Below are 18,665 nucleotides of genomic sequence, written 5' to 3'. Positions count from 1 at the left end.
AGAACGAACGTGAACGCTTTCTATCTTGGATTTCGCATTTATGCCCTCATATGGCTAGGTCTTGCGTTTCATGCAGCTGCTGAAGCCTTTCTACCGCTATCATCAATTGTGTTGTGGATTCTTACCTTTTGCGTAATATGTGTTTATACATTCTTCATGTACAAAAGATTTTTACCTCATACGAGTGGTTATGTGATATTAGGTGCTTTTATACTCATCACCTGTGCAGGCTTTTTGCTGTTTCTAACGCAAGAGAATGGGCTGAGCTGTCTTTTAGCAATCATCATGATGGTGACAGTCGATATCCTCTCATTGAAGGTGATGCAGACAGAGAAACAGTTAAATGGACGGCTTCAAGAGCTTATAAACGCAGAAGCTAGAACCAACGAATTACTTCTTGAGCTGCGGAGTAAACATCATGAAACAGCCAGACATTTAAATGCCTTTTCGGCGTCGAACGACGAGTATGAGATCAAAGATTTGATTCAGCAATACGTCAAACATTTCCCATGGATGAAAGGAGAAAATGCCTATTTAGCCTCTACCCTTCACATCTTTTTGGAGCGGGCTGAGAAAGAGAACATTGCACTTTCACTAGACCTTCAAGCTCCCTTTTCATCGCTTCCCTTTTCAAAGGCGGATCAGGTTAGTTTTACTGGCAACCTGCTTGATAATGCCCTAGATGCAGCGATTGAAGCAAAGAAAGCTGGAAAAGAGGGCAGCATTTCGGTCACAACCTCTATTCGGAGCGGGCTATTTTTAATCCATTGTGAAAACAGCACAAAGGGTATGGAAAAACATGTGTTAGATCATTTATTCAAAACTTTTGGCCGCTCGACAAAAGGCGGCGATCATCAAGGCATGGGGACGTATATCATTCATCAGCTTGTTGAAAAGGCAGACGGTACACTGGATTTCACTTACCGTTCTCCAAATTTACGGCTCGTCATCAAAATCCCTCTTACAATGTCATAAAAAAAAGGTGCATAGCTGCACCTTTTTTTCGTGTTAAGAGAAAATCTTATCGATTTGATTAATTTCCTCTTCAGTTAGTTGAACATCGTTTGTTTTTAAATTTTGCAGCACTTGGTCTGCTCGTTTTGCCCCTGGAATAATAGCATCAATACCATCCTGAGCTAAGAGCCAAGCGAGTGCGACGTGTGCCGTTTCTGCATTCTTTGATTGGGCAATCGCCTTTAGCTTGTCTACTTTTTCGAGATTTGAAAGGAATGCATCACCTTGGAAAAGCGGGTCTTTTGCTCGAATATCATCAAATGTCGCATCCTTTGTAAATTTCCCGGTCAACAAGCCTGATGCCAATGGGAAATAAGGAATAAAGGAGATACCATGCTCGACGCAGTATGGAAGAAGATCCTGCTCCGCCTGACGTTTCAGCAGAGAATACTCCGACTGAAGCACATCTAAGTAGCCATCTCGGTTAAAAGCTTGAAGCTGTTCAAAATCAAGGTTGGATGCACCGATCGCCTTGATTTTCCCTTCGTCCTTCAATTCCTTTAATGTGCCTGCAACTTCCTCGAGCGGGGTGCGCCCATCCGGGAAATGCATATAGTACAAGTCAATATAATCTGTTTGCAGTCGTTTCAGGCTATTTTCGACCTGCTCTCTTAAGAAATCACGGCTGTTATCAAGTTCAATTTGCCCGTTTACTTCCTTATGAGCTCCTTTTGTCGCAAGGACAAGCTTTTCTCTGCCGCCTCTTTTGGCAATGATCTCACCGATTAATTCCTCTGAACGGCCCAGCCCATAAATAAAAGCAGAATCTAAGAAATTGACACCTTGATCAAGAGCCGTCTCCACAAGCTCCCGTCCAGCATCCTCACTAAGATTCGGGAATAAATTATGTCCACCTACTGCATTCGTACCAAGCCCTATCGGATTCACCTGTAAATCAGTTCGTCCAAGCGTTACCTTTTTCAAAAGCTCATCTCCCTTATCTACGTAATCATCCTTATTTTCCCATGAATCAATTCCAACATTCAAGTATCCCGCTCTCTGAAAATCAACCTGCAGGTGGACGCCGAGAAAATAGTAGATGCGTATGATGAAGATAGACTAAAACGAAAAGGAGATCTTCTCATGACCATTCAAATTGTCATCATCATTATTATTATGCTATTGAGAACAGGCAAAGAAAAAGAAATCCGCCCCGTCAGATTTCTCATAGGGCCGCTCATTTTATTAGGCTTTCTCTCTTATTCCATCACTCAGCATATTCAAATCACGGCGATAAGCCTACTTGTGATGACTGGCTTTGCACTCGTAGGTTTTGCAATCGGGCTATGGAGAGGTAAACTATACAAAGTAACATTTGATCAACACTCGGGACGTATCACCGCCGCCAGCTCACTCTATGGAACACTTTTTTTCATCGGAATCATCCTTATCCGGATGACAGTAGGTTCAGTTGTACAGGATGGCGGTCATTCCCTGATCATTTTCGCAAATGGCCTGACATTTCTTCCAATTGGCAGTATGATCGGATTACGTTTTATTCTTTTAAAAAGATATATGAACATCAAGGCATCTGCTGCTATTTAACTGATAGACAGGAGTTTTTGATATGAACCTTCAGCAGCCACTCAAGCTTTTAGGTCAAATAAGGCGAAAATTCGTATTAGGCCTTGTATTGACCTATATGTATATTCAAATGTATGAGCCCCTTTCAATAGGCGAATTGGTGTTTCGCACCTTCGTCTATTTGGTGTTTCTCCTTTGTCTTTTTCCAAAAAGCAAGCTCTCACCTAAAAAGCAATTTTCTATGCTCCTTTTGATGTGGATTTTGACACATCTCTTGTGGCTGGTGACAGGTCATATTCAAGACAGTATTGGGCTGACCTTTTTTATGATTGGCTTTATCGCTTTTCGTTTTTCAGAGGCGCATCATCACTATCTATTTGCTATCATCTTTTTCACTAGTGGGGTCAGTTATTATGTAAATGATTTTTCTTGGAACATGGTGATCACTCTCCCGCTATTCCAGCTGCTTGTGTATACACTTGTCTTGATCTCTAGAATGCGGCGGCGTGAACAGGAATTAAAGGAAGAACACTTCGGAGAACTGCAATTGGTTCACAAGGAATTATCAGATGCCCATGAACAATTAAAAAAGGCGCATATGGAGCTTGAAGAAGCGACCGTTCAGTCACTCCAATTTGCTGTGCTGGAGGAGCGGAGCAGAATTGCACGTGACCTGCATGACAGCATCGGTCACCAATTAACCTCAATGATTGTCCAGCTGCAGTCTTTGCCCTATCGTTTAAAACAGGAAGAACCAGAGCAGATGGCGCAGACGTTTCAGGAGCTGATCAATATTTCTAAAAATTGTCTCACCGAAGTTCGTTCTGTGGTTCATCATATGGCGTCAGATGATGCAGGTCTCGGACTTGCCGGACTTCGCAGTCTCATCAAGCAAGGAGAGATATCAGGAGAGCTAGATATTCAGTTTCATACAGAGCAGCTTACGTATAAAAAATGGCCGCTCTCCGTATCTGAACTGCTTTACCGCATTTTACAAGAAGCGATCACCAATACAATTCGCCATGCCAAGGCGACCGCGATGACCATTACACTCTATAACCACCAGCATGAGCTGATGATGAACATTGAAGACGATGGAAATTTGACCAGCGAAAAAGATATTTCATTTGGATTTGGACTGTCAGGCATGAAAGCACGGTGTGACGCAGCAGGCGGTTCCCTCAAGACGTCCATACGCGAGCCGCACGGCTTTTGTATCCATGTTCAAATTCCTATCAAGGAGGACTCTGAGACATGACAACCCCTATTAAGATTGGCATTATTGATGATCAGCCGCTGATCCGCCAAGGATTTCGTTATATTGCAAGCGCTCAAGAGGATATTGACGTCATATGGGAGGCGTCAGACGGTCAGGAGGCGGTTGAGCTTTGCTTGACCAACAAACCCGACGTACTGCTCATGGATGTACAAATGCCTGGAATGGATGGCATCACGGCAACAGAGCACATTTTAAAAAAGCACCCAGATGTAAAAGTTGTGATTCTCACGACCTTTGATACGGAAGAATACGTCTTTGACGGGATTCGTGCAGGGGCAGTCGGTTATTTGCTGAAGGATACAATGCCTGAGGAATTAATTCAGGCCATCCGCACCGCCTTTGCTGGTGAATCTGTCTTTCGAACGGCAGCCTCTGAGCACATGATGGCACGAGCCCTTCAGCAAGCAAATGATACACATCACACTCATCTGCTTCACGAATCATTTACAGAACGTGAACGCGATGTTTTACAGCAAATGGCCTATGGTTTAAAGAATGAAGACATCGCTGATCAATTATTTATCAGCAAAAGTACGGTAAAAACGCATGTGCACCGTATATTACAAAAGCTCAATGCACAAGACCGCACACAGGCTGTCGTCTTCGCCATCCGGCACCGCCTCGTCAAATAAAAAACTACCTTTATTTCAAGATTTTTATACAAAAAACATTTAAAACCCAAAATAAATCTATAAATCAATACTTATTAACCAGTATATTATGCTTATTTAATTCCTTATTTTATAGGTAAATGTGTTAAAAACTATTAAAAATAGGGACTAAAACCTATTCCTCATCATGAATGAATTTCGATAGAATGAATAGTGCAAATCGTCATTAGGATATTTTCCCCTTTAACACCCGAATATACCATTCTATCTGTTTCTTTTTTCATAGTCAGATAGCGGGAATGAAATGACGAAAGAAAAGCAAAGGAGCATCAACTGTGAATTTTAAAAAAATAAGTGCCCTCCTCATGATTTCATTCGTGATGATCATCTCTGCAGCCTGCCAGAGCTCAGCCAAATCAACAGACACTGACCAAAAGTCAACGAAAACAGCAGAGGTAAAAGTCAATAGCTACGAATATACGTTACCAGAAGACTCAACAACTACCCTGAGAGACAATGAATTGGTACTAAAAGTCAACCTAACGATCACAAACAAAGGTGACAAAGCCCTTTCATTATATAACTCTGACTTCTCCCTTTATCAGGACGATGCCAAAGTATCTGATTTAAAATTCTACGGTAGTAAAGACCGTCTTGACCTTGGTTCATTGAACAAAGGCAAGTCACTTTCAGGAGCTCTTTATTTCCTAGTAGACAAAGGGAAAAAATATCAGTTCGTGTATCAGGACAGCATCAAGAAAAACAGTGATTCCATCCAAATCGATCTAGATGGAAACAAAATACTCGATTCAGCAAAAAAGCTGGATAACCCAGCAAAAGCGTTATCAGCATATACCGATATTATTGTTTTTGACAAAAAGAACGATGAATTCGCAGATTTAACGGGTGACAACCAATCGGATGTCGTCAATAAATACCATGAAATGTTTGTTAAAGACTTCAAAAGAAGTGCAGGAATATACGGTAATGAAGTGAGTGACCGTGATATTCTGTCGATGTACAAACGCATTCAAAACACTATGAAGGATAAAGCCAAAGTAGAAACAAGTGTAAAAACCATCTCTGATGACGAAGCAAAGGTTGTCGCTCAAGTAACAGGCATTGATGCTTCTAACTTAAAAGACAAACTAGACAAGAAAAGAGACGAGTTTTACAACGGAAAGATCCGTTCTAAAGAAGAATTGTATAAAAAAAGCTTAAACATGTACGCATCTGAATTCGAAAAGCTCCCTCCCGTCTCCAGCCCAGCTGAATATGAAGTGAAAATGAAACGTAATGGGGATGGTCAATGGAAAATCGACCTAAACGATTATAATACAGAGCAGTACATGAGTGGTTTTATTAAAACGAGATAATCTAAAAAAAAGACGCTGGCCTCTGAAGGTGCCGCGTCTTTTTTAGATTATACTGTCGCCTCTTGCTCTTCTTTCACCGCTTTTTCGATATCTTTAAAACGGCTCGATACAGTCGACGCACTAATGCCATACTTCTTCGCTACTTGTGCTTGAGAAAGCGGAGCATCGCTTGCAAGTGAATGAATATAGTATTCGATTCCTGCAGCAAATGACGCTGCTTTACGGATCACAGGTGATTTCTGATCACAGTAGGCTTTCCAAACCGTTAAAGCACCATCTGTCAGGCTTTGGTCACCGTGCTCCTTCATTCCGTCTTCAATCAGCTTAGCTGTTTCCAGCTGGACGTCACTTGCCCAGTCCATACGATCTGCTGATAGACCTGCATCGCCTTCTGTTTGAGCAGGTGTTTCTGATTCTTCTACTTCTTGCTTCGCAAACATACACTTCAGCACATCAGGGAATGATTCTCTCATAAATGTGCTGCGCGCTCCTCCATTTGCTTCATATGCGTCAACAAGCTGGCGGACCTGAAGAAGAAGAGTATCTGTGAACTCTTTCGCAAACATCGTATACTGAATGAAAAACTCTGCTTTTTCTTCAAATTGAACAGGAAAACCAAGCACGAGACTTCCCTTTTCAGGCAGTACCGTTTGATCCGGTTTTACATCTACTTCAACCTTCTCAGCTGTTACCATATCTTCAAAGTAAAGAGACTCGTCCGTTTTTTCATTTAATAAAAGCAAAGATGGTTCCATGTCTGTCCAAGATTGGACCACTTGTCTTGTTTTCGGACGGGTAATATCTTCTGCTTTCTTTGTCAGGAATTCTTGGAAAATGGTTTCTTTCTGATCAGTTAATGGACGGAAGAAGATGCCCCATACACTCAAATGAAAAACTGAGATTTGTTGCGTTTCTTTATCCATATCTGCAAGGAAAGAAAACTCATTAATGAATTGATTGATCGCTCTTTGATGTTTAGAAAAAGCATAATTCATTAAATCCTTTTGAACTTGTACAGCTTCCTTAAACACAAGCTCAGACGTTTGTTCTCCGCCTGATTTTTGACCACAGCAATGTTTATATTTTTTTCCGCTTCCGCATGGGCAGAGCGCATTTCGTTTAATTTTTCCCAAAATAAAACCTCCGACATTCTAGTCTAACCTCACTATTTTAACAAACGATTGCACAGGAGGGTTTTATTTTCAAGAAAAAAGAAAAATCAGAATGATCAGTTAAATGATAAAGACACCTGAAGATCAAGACAGATCATAGGAAAAGCAGACTTTCTCTGTTTATTTTCTCCAATCATACCAACAGATTTTCCTCAGCTCATTTCTTCGAATAACTGCTTTGCTTCAAAATAAAAGATTTGAACGAATTTTTTTGTATTGACTCTGCCCGTCGATCCTGCGGGAGAAGATGTCTTCTGCATTTCTTTCATTCTTTGGCTGACATCGGTAAAATCGAAAAACTTCGACGCGTAGTGCTCAAACTTAGGATTTGAGAAATCTGTTAATCCTAGTGAGGCAAAATGATTCAAGGAATGATGAATAGCTCGTCTAATCCGCTGCTCCGCCGCTTTCACTTCCCGCATCACCTCTACATCGGTTGCACCATGATCCAGCTTTCTTTCTGCGGTTTTGATAAACAGCTGCTTTAGCGGCGGGAAATTGACCTCATGAGAATTGGCTGACTGAGTTTCATGTAAATAGAGAAGTATCTCCAGTAAATCCTTAGAGCCGTTCTCACCGACAATTCCGAGCTCAGATAAGAGGAATTCCCCAGCCTCTTTCATCGTTCTTCTCTTCGCTCCAGCGCCAGCACCTTGAGAAAACACAGGCTCTAATGGCAGTACGTGGCGAAGGGAGGCTTGTATATCGTAAATCGATTTTTCCAGTTTGATACGCTCCATGACTTTTCGAATCACACTGACGATTTCAATTCGATTGACAGGCTTATGGATATAATATTCAATCCCTAGTTCATAGGCTTCTGCCATCATCTCTTTCGCCTCTACTTGGGAAATCATAATGACCTTGCCTTTGAATTCAGGGTGAATATGGCGGATGGTTTGAATGCCATCTCTAGCAGGCATTAAAAGATCAATCAAAAGGATGTCTACTTTCTTGAGGTTCAGTGAATGTGCCTCTAATCCAACTCCGTCACCCGCTTCATCTACGACCTCTCCCAAATCCTCATCCTCTATGATTTGACCTAAAATCGAGCGTATTGCACGATCATCATCTGCAATGAAGAATCGCATACACTCACCCTCTCTGTATTAAATTTTGTATAGGAAGGACAAGCAGAAAAGCTGTACCTTTTGTTTCTTTTGGTTCGATTTGAATATGACCGCCTAGCTCTTGAACCAGCTCTCTCACATAGGATAAGCCTATCCCAGTAGACGGTGTTCCAAATGCATCAAATTTGGAAGTATAGCCTGGATCAAACACAATCTCTCTCATTTTTTTAGGAATCCCCGGTCCATCATCTTCAATCCGAATCTCTATTTTATCATGACTTCCTTTCAATTCGAGTGAGATCATGCCGGTATCCTTTATAGCTTCCACTGCATTGGCCATTAAATTATTAATCAGCGATAAGAAAATAAACACATGATAATCATGTAGATGAATGCCCCTTATATCAGAGGTAAAGGAGATGTTTTTCCCAAGAGATAGAGCATATTTCTCTTGAATACGGATCACAATTTGAACGAGTTCTTCCGCCTTCATGTAATCTTGCATATTTTCCTTCGAAATCAGCTTTGAAAGCCCAGCATAAATACGCTGATTGTCCTTTTTGACTTCATGAATTTCTCCTGCGAGCTTTAACAGCTCCTGACTCACTTTTTTCCCTGCTTCGTGTTCATGCAGCAGACGATAAAGCCGGTATGATTCCTGCGTAATATGCTCTGTATGTTTTAATGTTTTCTTTAAGTGCACCGTTTCTTCATATAAATTCGAAATGACCATCATCATATGCTCATTTTGTTTCATGATCTGCTTCTCTCTTGATTGCGCCTCATACAGCTTCATCATATTAAAAAAACTGATCACCACAAAGCTGTGAGCAAACGCAATGAGGAACATATCGCTCAGCTTTGATAAAGTCATTGTTGTATCAAACACTAAAAATTGTACAAACAGCTCGACAAAATCAGCAACTAATTCGATCATTAGTCCGATGATCCCAATGAAAATTGAGCGCTGTTTAAAGCGTCCCGTACGGACGGCAAAAAACAAGAAAGCATAAGTAAAATAGAAAAAGAAACTTGGGAATTGCTGATACAATGATGTCATCAAATCAGCATTCTGCTGAATCAAATCTAGGCCTACACGAAAAAGCACAATAGCTGCGCCTGTTAAAAATCCTGGCAATAGCGGTCTAGATTTTCTTAAGAGTAATAAACAAAAGAAAAACGCAGGCGCACCAAAGCTGATGCGAAACGTCTCATTCACAGGATAAAACTTCAGCTCTCCTGCAAGCGGCACAATGACCATCATAAAAATTAAAATGAATGCGTCCTTTTTGACAAGCTGATTTAAACTCAAATGACTGACATCCCTTCCCCTGTTTGCATAGCCACAGTATACAAGGAGACTCTTTTCTCCACAATGTGCAAAAAAATAATTTTCACCGCTCTTTTTATCTCCAAAATCCTTTTTTATGACTATTCTCCGGGGCAGCAAGGTGACCTTTCAGCTATTCAGTGTTTTGATCATTGACGACAATAATAGGAATTGTTTAGACAAAAGTCGACAGACTGATTTTTATTTGTAAGTTTTTCTGTAGATTTACGTCAGATTGTGTAGTTTCCAAGATAAATTGAATGAATAATTTTAGTGAAACTAGATGTAAGCGTTTTCTTAATTTTCACTAAAAACCCTTTTTGTTTTTCCGCCGACAATGCCTTCATTTGTACATATATTTAGGTGTAAAGGAGTGGTGCAAGCAGCGCATGACAAGTTCTTTGAAGATGTGTAACATGTTTTCGTGCCTATTTGATCGCATTTTTTGTCATCCGCCAATTCAATAGGGTACTTTTTGATTTTTGATTGGAGGAATCGTATGAAAACAGCAATTTCTAATAATACACAACACGCATGCCAGTCTTCTGTTGATCAATGGGCAGAAGAAATACGTCCGTATTACAAGAACGGGCAGAATGCTGGCTACATTCCAGCACTCGGAAAAGTGAATTCCTCTCAACTTGGTATCAGCGTGATAGGCCCAGATGGATCATCTGTACGATATGGTGATTGGGACGTTCCCTTTACCCTGCAAAGTATCTCAAAAGTCATCAGCTTTATAGCTGCCTGTTTAGGAAGAGGCGTACCTTACGTCTTGGATCGGGTAGATGTAGAGCCAACTGGTGATGCATTTAATTCCATCTACCGTCTTGAGATGCATAAACCAGGGAAGCCCTTTAATCCAATGATTAATGCTGGAGCTATTACCGTATCCTCCATCCTTCCCGGAAAGACTTCTACAGAAAAGCTAGCATATATTTTCGATTTAATCGAAAACTTAATAGGTAAGCGTCCTTCTGTTAATGAAGAGGTTTATCAATCAGAATGGGCAACTGCGCATCGCAACCGGGCACTTGCTTATTATTTAAAAGAAACCAATTATTTAGAATCGGATGTCGAGGACACGTTAGAAGTGTATTTAAAGCAATGTTCCATCGAGGTCACAACAGAGGACATCGCCTTGATTGGACTGATTATATCAAGTGATGGCTACCATCCCTTTAAACAAGTCCAAGTCATCCCAAAGGATATCGCCAGACTAACAAAGGCATTGATGCTGACATGCGGCATGTATAATGCGTCTGGGAATTTTGCTGCTTTCGTAGGCGTTCCAGCCAAAAGTGGTGTGTCTGGAGGAATTATGGCTTGCGTTCCGCCAAGCGCAAGAAGAGAGTTCCCGTTTCAGACAGGCTGTGGTATTGGCATTTACGGTCCTGCCATTGACGATTGTGGAAATAGTATTACCGGTGTCATGATGCTGAAAAAGCTCGCTAAAGAGTGGGATCTCAGTATTTTTTAAAAAGAACAGTGATGAATTCGAAGAGGTGATGTTATGAACGAAAAAGCTTTGCTATCTTATTTAACACATACAAATGATTTTATTTGGACTTATATTGTGATTGCTCTGTTACTTGGTGTTGGGGTGTACTTCACATATAGAACACGCTTCCTGCAAGTGAGAATGATCAAAGAAATGCTGCGTGTCCTGAAAGAAGGAAGAAAAGAAAAAGAGGGAATATCACCGTTCCAAGCATTTGCGATCAGTATGGCAGCACGCGTAGGAACAGGGAATATCACAGGGATTGCCATCGCTATTGCCATTGGTGGCCCTGGTGCCATCTTTTGGATGTGGATCGTAGCCATTATCGGATCTGCTTCAAGTTTCGTTGAAAGTACACTAGCTCAAGTATATAAAGTAAAAGACAAAACAGGCTTCCGAGGTGGACCTGCTTATTACATGGAAAAAGGGTTAAACAAGCGCTGGATGGGGATTTTATTTGCGATCCTGATTACGATTTCTTTTGGAATCGTCTTTAACGCGGTTCAATCCAATACGATCACTGTCGCTTTTAAAAATTCCTTTGGTTTAGACCGTTTAACCGTCGGTATTGTGATGGCAGTCATTTTTGCAGCGATCATTTTCAAAGGTATCCAAGCGATTGCAAAGGCTTCTGAATACATTGTTGTTGTGCTTGCAGTTGCTTACATCGGTATTGCGTTCTTTGTCATTGTCACAAATATCACGGAACTTCCTGGTGTCATCAGCACGATTGTGAAACACGCCTTCGGGTTTGAACAGTTCGCTGGCGGTACGCTGGGCGGTGCTTTATTACAAGGGATTAAACGCGGTCTCTTCTCGAATGAGGCTGGTATGGGTAGTGCACCTAACGCAGCAGCAACGGCTGTCACGAGCCACCCTGTTAAACAAGGATTAATCCAAGCATTCGGCGTGTTAACAGATACGTTAATTATTTGTACAAGCACAGCCTTCCTTGTTCTGTTTTCTGATGCGTATAAAACAACAAATTTGCAAGGAATTGAATTAACACAGGCTTCTCTCAGTCAGCACATTGGACCATGGGCATCTGGATTCCTTGCCATCATGATTTTCCTATTCGCGTTTAGTACATTGATTGGTAACTATTACTATGGGGAAACGAACATTGAATTCCTTGGAGCGAACAAAATTTGGCTTAACATCTATCGAATTGCCGTTATTGGAATGGTTCTGTTCGGTGCGGTTGCCACTGTTCCTCTTGTTTGGGGTCTAGCCGATCTCTTTATGGGACTCATGGTCATCGTCAACCTCATCGCTATTACCATGCTGTCTAAGGTCGCCTTCGCAGCACTGAAGGATTACACGAGACAGAAAAAAGAAGGCAAAGATCCTGTTTTCTATAAAAATGCCGTTCCAAACAATGAGAAAATTGAATGCTGGGACGACGAACCTGCTGCATTGAAAAAGAATCAAATTGGATAAATCAAAAAAAGCTCTGGTCCTCTGATCAGAGCTTTTTTCTTTATGTCAAGAATTCGAGTATGAGTTTGTTGACGACGTCTGGTTTTTCATGATTGATCCAATGAGAGGCATCATCGACAAAGATCAGCTGGCCATTTGGACAGATCTTAATCGTTTCCTTCGCCAGCTTTCTGCTTAAAAATTTGTCCTCCATCCCCCAGATCATGCGAACAGGAACGAGAATTCGTTTTGAAATTGGCTTTTCAAAGCCGCCTTTTTTAATGGCTCGGTACCAATTCAGCATTGAGGTCAAGGCGCCTGGCTGCGTCCAAGCGAGCTTGTAGCTTGAGACATCTTCCTTCGTGAACAAATGTGGTCTTGCAGTAAGCCCAATGGCTTCATCCAGCTTTTGGAAGTGATTTTCTTGAAGTGCTGCCTCAGGAACATTTGGGAGCTGAAAAAAAGCGATATAAGAGCTTTTCTTCCACTGCGGCGGATAAAAAGGAAGAACCCTCATCATCACCCGCGGATGCGGCATATTCACAATGATTAATTTCTCGACATATTGAGAACGGGTCGAAGCCAAATGCCAAGCAACAGCCCCGCCCCAGTCATGTCCGCCGACAATCGCCTTTTGGTTCGGGCTCAGCGTCTTGATCAAACCCACAATATCATCTCTCAATTTATCTAATACGTAGGATTCGACTCCTTCTGGCTTGTCACTTAGATGGTAGCCTCTTTGATCAGGAACGACAACACGATAGCCTGCCTCAGCCAAGGGGATGATTTGATTTTTCCAGCCGTACCAAAACTCAGGAAACCCGTGGAGCAGTACAAGCAGCGGGCCATTTTCCGGTCCAGCCATTGCTGTATGAAGTGTTATACCATTTGTTTGGATTGATTGAAACTCAATTTGTTCCATTCCTTTGCCACCCTTCTCCTTGTCCTTTTATTCTTCCAACATAGCATATTTTCCATTTTTCAGAAAATAAAAACACTCACAAAAAAACCTTCACACTCGTGTGAAGGTCTTAGTCTATTTCATATAATTCAGAACCCAGATCAACCCATTTTTCCGGTCCTGTACTTGTCCGTGAAGTGCGCCAAAGAAGGTATCCTGTAATTCAACCAGTACATCTCCATCAGCTTCCAGCGCTTCATAGACAGCCTTTAGTTCTTCTTCATTGTCAAACTGCATGATCAATCTGAGATTCTCTGGCTTTGGCGTGCGTCCAAACGTATCTGAAAAATGAAGCAGTGATTCCCCAAGATGCAATTCAGCATGCAGGACACGGTCTTGATGTTCATTTAAGATTTGAATATCCCCACCAAAAATCCCTTGATAATATTGAAGAGATTCTTTCACATCTTCTACAACAATATAAGGACTAACACTAATCATATCCCTCATCCTCCTCTTGTTCCGTCCATTATCTCTTTTATAGCTTATCCCAAATCGTATGAAAAAAGGCACAAATCGTCAACGGATTTGCACCTTTTTCTCATGAAGATTTCGCTAATTCACTGTGTTTGTTTGAATACGCTGCGTACATGACGACACCGATTAACAGCCAAACCCCAAAGTAAAGCCATGTCCGGCCTGGTAAGTTGAGCATAAGGAACAAGCAGCAGCCCATTGATATAATCGGCAAAACCGGCACAAAAGGAACCCTGAAGCCCCTCTCAAGCTGCTGATGTGTCTTTCTCAAAATAAGCACAGATAAACTGACCATGGCAAACGTTAATAACGCACCGATATTCGCTAAGTTGGACAGATCCTTCAAATCAATAAAGCCTGAAATAACAGCTGTCATTCCGCCAATCATCCATATGCTAGCAACAGGCGTATCGCTTTTGTTTGTTTTTGAAAACACTTTAGGCAAAAGTCCGTCTCGGCCCATCGCATAGGCAATTCGAGTTGCCGCATAATTATTGGCGAAAATCACAGCCATCAATCCAATGACCGCACCAACAGAAATAATACCAGCCACGCTATTTTGATGTACACTTTGCAGGACATAGGACATAGCCTCTGTGACATTCAGCTTTGTATAATGCACCATGCCTGTCATGACCAAACAAACGACAATGTAAATGATCGTACAAATAAGTAATGAACCTATGATCCCAATTGGCAGGTTCCGCTGCGGATTTTTCACCTCTTCAGCTGAAGCAGAAATCGCATCAAATCCTAAAAAGGCAAAAAATACAGCAGCAGCACCGGCAATAACGCCTTCTGCGCCAAACGGCATAAATGGCTGCCAATTGGCTGGCTGTACATAAAAGCCGCCTACTACAATGAAAAGAACAATAATACCGAGTTTCACAAACACCATGATATTATTAAATTTTTTACTTTCCTTCGTTCCTCTAGATAAGATCCACGCAATCAGTAAAGCAATGATAATCGCCGGCAGATTCATATATCCGCCTTGCTCTGGCCCCGCTAAGAATTGATGCGGAATCGAAATTCCAAATCCCTCAAGCAGGCTGTTGAAATAACTCGACCAGCCGCTGGCGACAGCTGAAGCTGTCAGCATATAAACAGATAATAAGGTCCAGCCCATCAAATGGCCTACAAGCTCGCCCATAGTTGTATATGAATAAATGTATGCACTGCCGAATACAGGAAGCGCTGATGCCATTTCTGCATAGCAAAGTGCTGCCAAACTGCACACAATGGCTGCAATCGCAAAGGAGAAAATGACAGCCGGTCCAGCATCCTTAGCTGCTGTAATTCCAGTTAATACCATAACCCCTGTACCAATCACTGCCCCTATACCAAGAAGCGTGAGATCAAGCCCGCCCAGCGTTTTCTTTACCTTTTGCTGTCTGCTCTGTTCCAACAAATCGTGAATGTGTTTCTTACGAAGAATATGTCGCAAACCCTTTCCCTCCAAAACGTTAGAAAAACAAAAAATCATTCAAATTTCATTATAGCAGAATAGGTACTAAGCATTCACAACCAATTCACGTAAATCTTTCTTCATGATTTTACCAAGCTTGTTTTTTGGCAGTTCACTGATGAAATGAATGGATGGCACTTTGTAATCGGCCAAACGTTCCTGACAATAGTTCACCACATCTTCCTCGCAGAAATCGGCGGATTCGTCTTTTATGATATATGCACTTGGCACTTCACCATATAATTCGTCCGGCACCCCGATGACAGCTGATTCAATCACACCCGGAATTTGTTCAATGACTTCTTCTACTTGATCAGGGTAGATATTATCTCCGCCGTATAAAATCACATCTTTGTATCTGCCTGTGATAAATAGAAAACCGTCTTCGTCTAGATAGCCTGCATCTCCCATATGGAACCAGCCATCTTTGAGTACCTTCGCAGTTGCGTCAGGCTGATGATAATAGCCTAAGAAATAAAACGGACTTCTCATGACGACTTCGCCAATTTCTCCAGCTGGCAGTGTTTCCTCTGTCTCAGGATGAACGATTTTCACTTCTACATCTGGATCCACTTTACCAGCAGAGCCCATTTTATCCTCGCCCATCGCAGGATGCCACGCACTGACAACCCATGCTTCCGTGCTTCCGTAGCCATGCATCATCTGAATGCCTGCTTCTTTGTAGTCCTTAATCAAACGGACCGGCACCTTCGTACCGCCAGAAATCGCAATTTCAAAGGATGAAAGATCATACGAACCACGCTTCATTTCTTCCAACATGTACGTATAAGCTGAAGGGAAAGCCATCATGAACGTAATTCTTTCTTTTTCAATTGTTTCTAAAATGCGCTTCGGTGTTGCCTCATGTAAGAAAACAAGCGTATACCCTTCAATCGCAGCGGCGATCAGGTGATTAATTGAACTCATATGATACAGAGGGTGACTCGCTAAGTACCGCTTTCCTTTCAAGTCAAATCCTCGATTCCCACGTCTTGTTAAAAATTGATAGATTCGTCCATGTCCAACCATACAGCCTTTTGGATTACCCGTTGTCCCAGAGGTAAATAAGATCATCGCTAGATCCTCCTCTGATACCTCTTCTGCAAGATCACTGCCATCATTTGAAGCCAATATATCTTCAAACAGCTGCGTTGTTTTTGCATTCACACCAGATTCTACCATGAGACAGTTGTCTAAAGACACATCCACCGCAGCAATAATGTCACGGAATTCTCGGTCAAAGAATAAAGCCTTTGGCTCTGCTTTTTTCAAAATCCCTTCCAGCTCAAAAGAAGTAAGCTGCCAGCTAAGCGGAACTGCGACTGCACCTGCTTTAATGGCTGCCAGCATAATCGTTGAAAAGTGATGATGGTTTTGACAAATAAAGCAAACGCGATCGCCTTTTCGAATTCCTTTTTGATGTAAGTAATGAGCGAGCTGGTCGATGCGTTTTGCATATTCTTCAAATGTATAAGACACACCTCCGCCAGTTACCGCCTCAATTTGTGAAGAGCGTTCCATTCTGTCGTTTAGTAATGCCTGTAAAGTATTCAATATCTTCATCTCCAAACGTTTGATTTCCAATAGCCAATTTCCAGCGAATTAGGTTGGCAGATTTTATCTCATTCACATTCTAAAATAAAAACAGCTGAAAGTAAAATCATTTCATTTTGGAATTGTTCTTTTTATTAATTGATAATATAGGTAATTTTATAGCCGTCTTCCATTTTGGTTTAAATCATGATGATTATTATGATAAGATAGACCTAGTAATTGATCGGAAAATGCGAATGCAATAGGAAAAGAGGTATGGAGAATGCAACATTTCGAGCTAGAGGCAAGTTTGTTAGACCATGCACTGACAAAGTATTTAAAGGCGACGAAACAATTAGATGAAGAAAATATTCCGAAAAACGTCACGAATGTTAAAGGATTTATTTTACGTATCATCTACCGCCATCAATCATGTACTGTGAAAAATATTCTTCAGGAAGTTTCATTATCTCCCTCTGCAACAACCACCGCTCTCAATCACTTAGAAGACGAAGGGCTGATTATCCGCTCTCGAAATAATAATGACCGCCGTACTGTATGGATTGAACTCTCTGAATTGGGTGAACAAATTGCTAAACAAATGATCGACAATCGCCAGCTGCTTGTGAATCAATTGTTCAACCACCTTTCAGAGGAAGATAAAAAAACATTTTTTGAATTAATCGAAAAAATGATGGACGAGCACACATTAAAGGCTTAGGAATACTCCTAAGCCTTCTTTTTATGGCTTTAAGACGACCTTTATACAATCATCCTGTTTGTCATTGAAGATGTGGTACGCATGAGCAGCTTCATCTAATGGCAATTTGTGTGTGATAATGGCTCTAGGATCAATTTCACCGCTTGTCACTTTTTGATAGAGTTTTGACATGTATCCTCGAGCAGGGGCTTGGCCCATTTTCAAGGTGACGTTTCTTGCGAAAAAAGCACCTAATGGGAACATATTGTACAGGCCGCCGTACACACCCGTCATCTGCACTGTTCCGCACTTGCGAACGGCTTTTGTGGCAATTTGAATGGGTCCGATCGTTCCGCCTTGCAGCTTGAGCTTTTGCTCAATTTTTTCAAGCGGCGACTTCTTCCCGTCCATTCCCACACAATCAATCACAACATCGGCCCCGCCCTTGGTGAGCTCCTTTAACGTTTCTCCCATGTCGGGATCTTCTGTAAAGTCAAAAACCTCCACGCCGCTCATCCGTTTTGCATGCCGCAGGCGGTAATCGATGTAATCCACAGCTATCACACGTTCCGCCCCTTTTTGCCAAGCAAATTGCTGTGCCATTAACCCAACAGGTCCGCAGCCTAGCACGATGACCGTATCGCCTTTTTTCACACCTGCGTGCTCTACGCTCCAATAGGCGGTTGGCAGGACATCTGATAAGAACAGCAATTGTTCATCCTCCAGCTCACAATCCTCTGGAATCTTAAACGGGGTGTAATTTCCAAAAGGTACGCGTAAATACTCTGCCTGTCCTCCGGGATAATTCCCATATTTCTCACTATAGCCAAAAAGTCCACCCGAGTCGTAGTGCGGGTTTGAGTTGTCGCATTGGCTTTCTAAGTGATGATCGCAATATTGGCATTTACCACATGCAACGGTAAATGGAATGACGACACGGTCTCCCTTTTTTACGGCTGTGACATCCGGGCCAACTTCCTCCACAATCCCCATTGGTTCATGCCCAATCACATAGCCGATTGGAAGCGGGAAATTCCCCTGATACAAATGTAAATCTGATCCACAAATTGATGTCGATGTAATCCGTATAATCACATCTTCTCGATCTTGAATCGACGGTGCATCTACTTTTTTCACTGCAATGCTATTTTTCCCTTGATAAGTAACGGCTCTCACATGCATTTCCTCCTTTAGCTCAAGTCATCTTTACATAGCTTCACCTTGAATGAA

Annotated in this window: 17 protein-coding genes; 8 read left to right on the top strand and 9 right to left on the bottom strand. The window is 41.8% G+C overall.

Annotated elements, in window-relative coordinates:
* The first annotated feature begins 9 nt into the window (after window positions 1-9).
* Entirely contained in the window at window positions 10-975 is a 966-nt protein-coding gene (locus AMR95_RS00595; protein ID WP_058837263.1) for a sensor histidine kinase, read from the top strand.
* A gap of 33 nt (window positions 976-1,008) precedes the next feature.
* On the opposite strand, the gene AMR95_RS00590 is transcribed toward AMR95_RS00595, so the two are convergent.
* Window positions 1,009-1,938: an aldo/keto reductase gene (locus AMR95_RS00590; RefSeq protein WP_041089305.1), complete on the bottom strand. Its 930-nt coding sequence runs from the start codon at window positions 1,936-1,938 to the stop codon at window positions 1,009-1,011.
* A gap of 159 nt (window positions 1,939-2,097) precedes the next feature.
* Between AMR95_RS00590 and AMR95_RS00585 the strand changes: the two genes are divergently transcribed.
* The 4 genes from AMR95_RS00585 (at window position 2,098) to AMR95_RS00570 (ending at window position 5,804) form a co-directional block, all read left to right on the top strand.
* The gene (locus AMR95_RS00585; protein ID WP_231746855.1) at window positions 2,098-2,559 is read left to right on the top strand and encodes a DUF1453 domain-containing protein; all 462 of its coding nucleotides are present in this window, start codon (window positions 2,098-2,100) and stop codon (window positions 2,557-2,559) included.
* A 22-nt stretch (window positions 2,560-2,581) separates the two neighbouring features.
* Complete coding sequence (locus AMR95_RS00580) at window positions 2,582-3,796, top strand: sensor histidine kinase (RefSeq protein WP_058837261.1); 1,215 nt, start codon at window positions 2,582-2,584, stop codon at window positions 3,794-3,796.
* Window positions 3,793-4,449 carry a response regulator gene (locus tag AMR95_RS00575; RefSeq protein WP_058837260.1) on the top strand — a complete coding sequence of 219 codons (657 nt, stop codon included), beginning with the start codon at window positions 3,793-3,795 and terminating at the stop codon, window positions 4,447-4,449. The genes AMR95_RS00580 and AMR95_RS00575 overlap by 4 nt, the downstream gene beginning before the upstream one ends.
* Window positions 4,450-4,763: 314 nt before the next feature.
* On the top strand, window positions 4,764-5,804 hold the full coding sequence (locus tag AMR95_RS00570) for a DUF4352 domain-containing protein (RefSeq protein WP_058837259.1): 1,041 nt from the start codon (window positions 4,764-4,766) through the stop codon (window positions 5,802-5,804).
* A gap of 47 nt (window positions 5,805-5,851) precedes the next feature.
* Here AMR95_RS00570 and AMR95_RS00565 read toward each other — a convergent pair whose 3' ends face one another.
* The 3 genes from AMR95_RS00565 to AMR95_RS00555 all read right to left on the bottom strand — a co-directional run bounded on the left by AMR95_RS00565 (window position 5,852) and on the right by AMR95_RS00555 (window position 9,358).
* On the bottom strand, window positions 5,852-6,937 hold the full coding sequence (locus AMR95_RS00565; protein WP_039176224.1) for an SEC-C metal-binding domain-containing protein: 1,086 nt from the start codon (window positions 6,935-6,937) through the stop codon (window positions 5,852-5,854).
* 191 nt (window positions 6,938-7,128) lie between these two features.
* Window positions 7,129-8,067 carry a response regulator gene (locus tag AMR95_RS00560; RefSeq protein WP_039176221.1) on the bottom strand — a complete coding sequence of 313 codons (939 nt, stop codon included), beginning with the start codon at window positions 8,065-8,067 and terminating at the stop codon, window positions 7,129-7,131.
* Window positions 8,068-8,071: 4 nt separating this feature from the next.
* Window positions 8,072-9,358 (bottom strand): ATP-binding protein, encoded by a 1,287-nt coding sequence (locus tag AMR95_RS00555; protein ID WP_058837258.1) that lies wholly within the window; start codon window positions 9,356-9,358, stop codon window positions 8,072-8,074.
* Window positions 9,359-9,875: 517 nt separating this feature from the next.
* On the opposite strand from AMR95_RS00555, the gene AMR95_RS00550 reads away from it, so the two are divergent.
* Together AMR95_RS00550 and AMR95_RS00545 are read left to right on the top strand one after the other, a co-directional pair.
* Window positions 9,876-10,856, top strand: coding sequence for a glutaminase (locus tag AMR95_RS00550; protein WP_008342152.1), 981 nt, complete (start codon window positions 9,876-9,878; stop codon window positions 10,854-10,856).
* 33 nt (window positions 10,857-10,889) lie between these two features.
* A complete protein-coding gene (locus tag AMR95_RS00545; protein WP_024427211.1) occupies window positions 10,890-12,317 on the top strand; it encodes an alanine/glycine:cation symporter family protein in 1,428 nt (475 codons plus the stop codon).
* 40 nt (window positions 12,318-12,357) lie between these two features.
* Here the strand turns inward: AMR95_RS00545 and AMR95_RS00540 are convergent, their stop codons facing one another.
* The 4 genes from AMR95_RS00540 to AMR95_RS00525 all read right to left on the bottom strand — a co-directional run bounded on the left by AMR95_RS00540 (window position 12,358) and on the right by AMR95_RS00525 (window position 16,756).
* Entirely contained in the window at window positions 12,358-13,218 is an 861-nt protein-coding gene (locus AMR95_RS00540; protein ID WP_058837257.1) for an alpha/beta fold hydrolase, read from the bottom strand.
* A gap of 114 nt (window positions 13,219-13,332) precedes the next feature.
* A complete protein-coding gene (locus tag AMR95_RS00535; RefSeq protein ID WP_025092526.1) occupies window positions 13,333-13,698 on the bottom strand; it encodes a VOC family protein in 366 nt (121 codons plus the stop codon).
* A 100-nt stretch (window positions 13,699-13,798) separates the two neighbouring features.
* A complete protein-coding gene (locus tag AMR95_RS00530) occupies window positions 13,799-15,181 on the bottom strand; it encodes an amino acid permease (RefSeq protein ID WP_058837256.1) in 1,383 nt (460 codons plus the stop codon).
* Window positions 15,182-15,247: 66 nt separating this feature from the next.
* Window positions 15,248-16,756 (bottom strand): class I adenylate-forming enzyme family protein, encoded by a 1,509-nt coding sequence (locus tag AMR95_RS00525; RefSeq protein ID WP_058837255.1) that lies wholly within the window; start codon window positions 16,754-16,756, stop codon window positions 15,248-15,250.
* 262 nt (window positions 16,757-17,018) lie between these two features.
* Between AMR95_RS00525 and AMR95_RS00520 the strand changes: the two genes are divergently transcribed.
* On the top strand, window positions 17,019-17,456 hold the full coding sequence (locus tag AMR95_RS00520) for a MarR family winged helix-turn-helix transcriptional regulator (RefSeq protein ID WP_039176203.1): 438 nt from the start codon (window positions 17,019-17,021) through the stop codon (window positions 17,454-17,456).
* Between the two features lie 21 nt (window positions 17,457-17,477).
* Here the strand turns inward: AMR95_RS00520 and AMR95_RS00515 are convergent, their stop codons facing one another.
* Complete coding sequence (locus AMR95_RS00515) at window positions 17,478-18,611, bottom strand: zinc-dependent alcohol dehydrogenase (RefSeq protein WP_047203435.1); 1,134 nt, start codon at window positions 18,609-18,611, stop codon at window positions 17,478-17,480.
* Between the last annotated feature and the right edge of the window lie 54 nt (window positions 18,612-18,665).

This window comes from Bacillus sp. G1(2015b), assembly GCF_001482475.1.
Taxonomy (GTDB): domain Bacteria; phylum Bacillota; class Bacilli; order Bacillales; family Bacillaceae; genus Bacillus; species Bacillus safensis.
Note: the sequence above shows the minus strand (reverse complement) of the source record. Positions and strands in the feature narration are given on the sequence as shown.

Bases quoted from the DNA above. Each gene is read 5' to 3' on its own strand.
- AMR95_RS00585 (WP_231746855.1), top strand. From the start codon at position 2,098: ATGACCATTCAAATTGTCATCATCATTATTATTATGCTATTGAGAACA.
- AMR95_RS00580 (WP_058837261.1), top strand. From the start codon at position 2,582: ATGAACCTTCAGCAGCCACTCAAGCTTTTAGGTCAAATAAGGCGAAAA.
- AMR95_RS00575 (WP_058837260.1), top strand. From the start codon at position 3,793: ATGACAACCCCTATTAAGATTGGCATTATTGATGATCAGCCGCTGATC.
- AMR95_RS00560 (WP_039176221.1), bottom strand. From the start codon at position 8,067: ATGCGATTCTTCATTGCAGATGATGATCGTGCAATACGCTCGATTTTA.
- AMR95_RS00550 (WP_008342152.1), top strand. From the start codon at position 9,876: ATGAAAACAGCAATTTCTAATAATACACAACACGCATGCCAGTCTTCT.
- AMR95_RS00545 (WP_024427211.1), top strand. From the start codon at position 10,890: ATGAACGAAAAAGCTTTGCTATCTTATTTAACACATACAAATGATTTT.
- AMR95_RS00540 (WP_058837257.1), bottom strand. From the start codon at position 13,218: ATGGAACAAATTGAGTTTCAATCAATCCAAACAAATGGTATAACACTT.
- AMR95_RS00535 (WP_025092526.1), bottom strand. From the start codon at position 13,698: ATGATTAGTGTTAGTCCTTATATTGTTGTAGAAGATGTGAAAGAATCT.
- AMR95_RS00520 (WP_039176203.1), top strand. From the start codon at position 17,019: ATGCAACATTTCGAGCTAGAGGCAAGTTTGTTAGACCATGCACTGACA.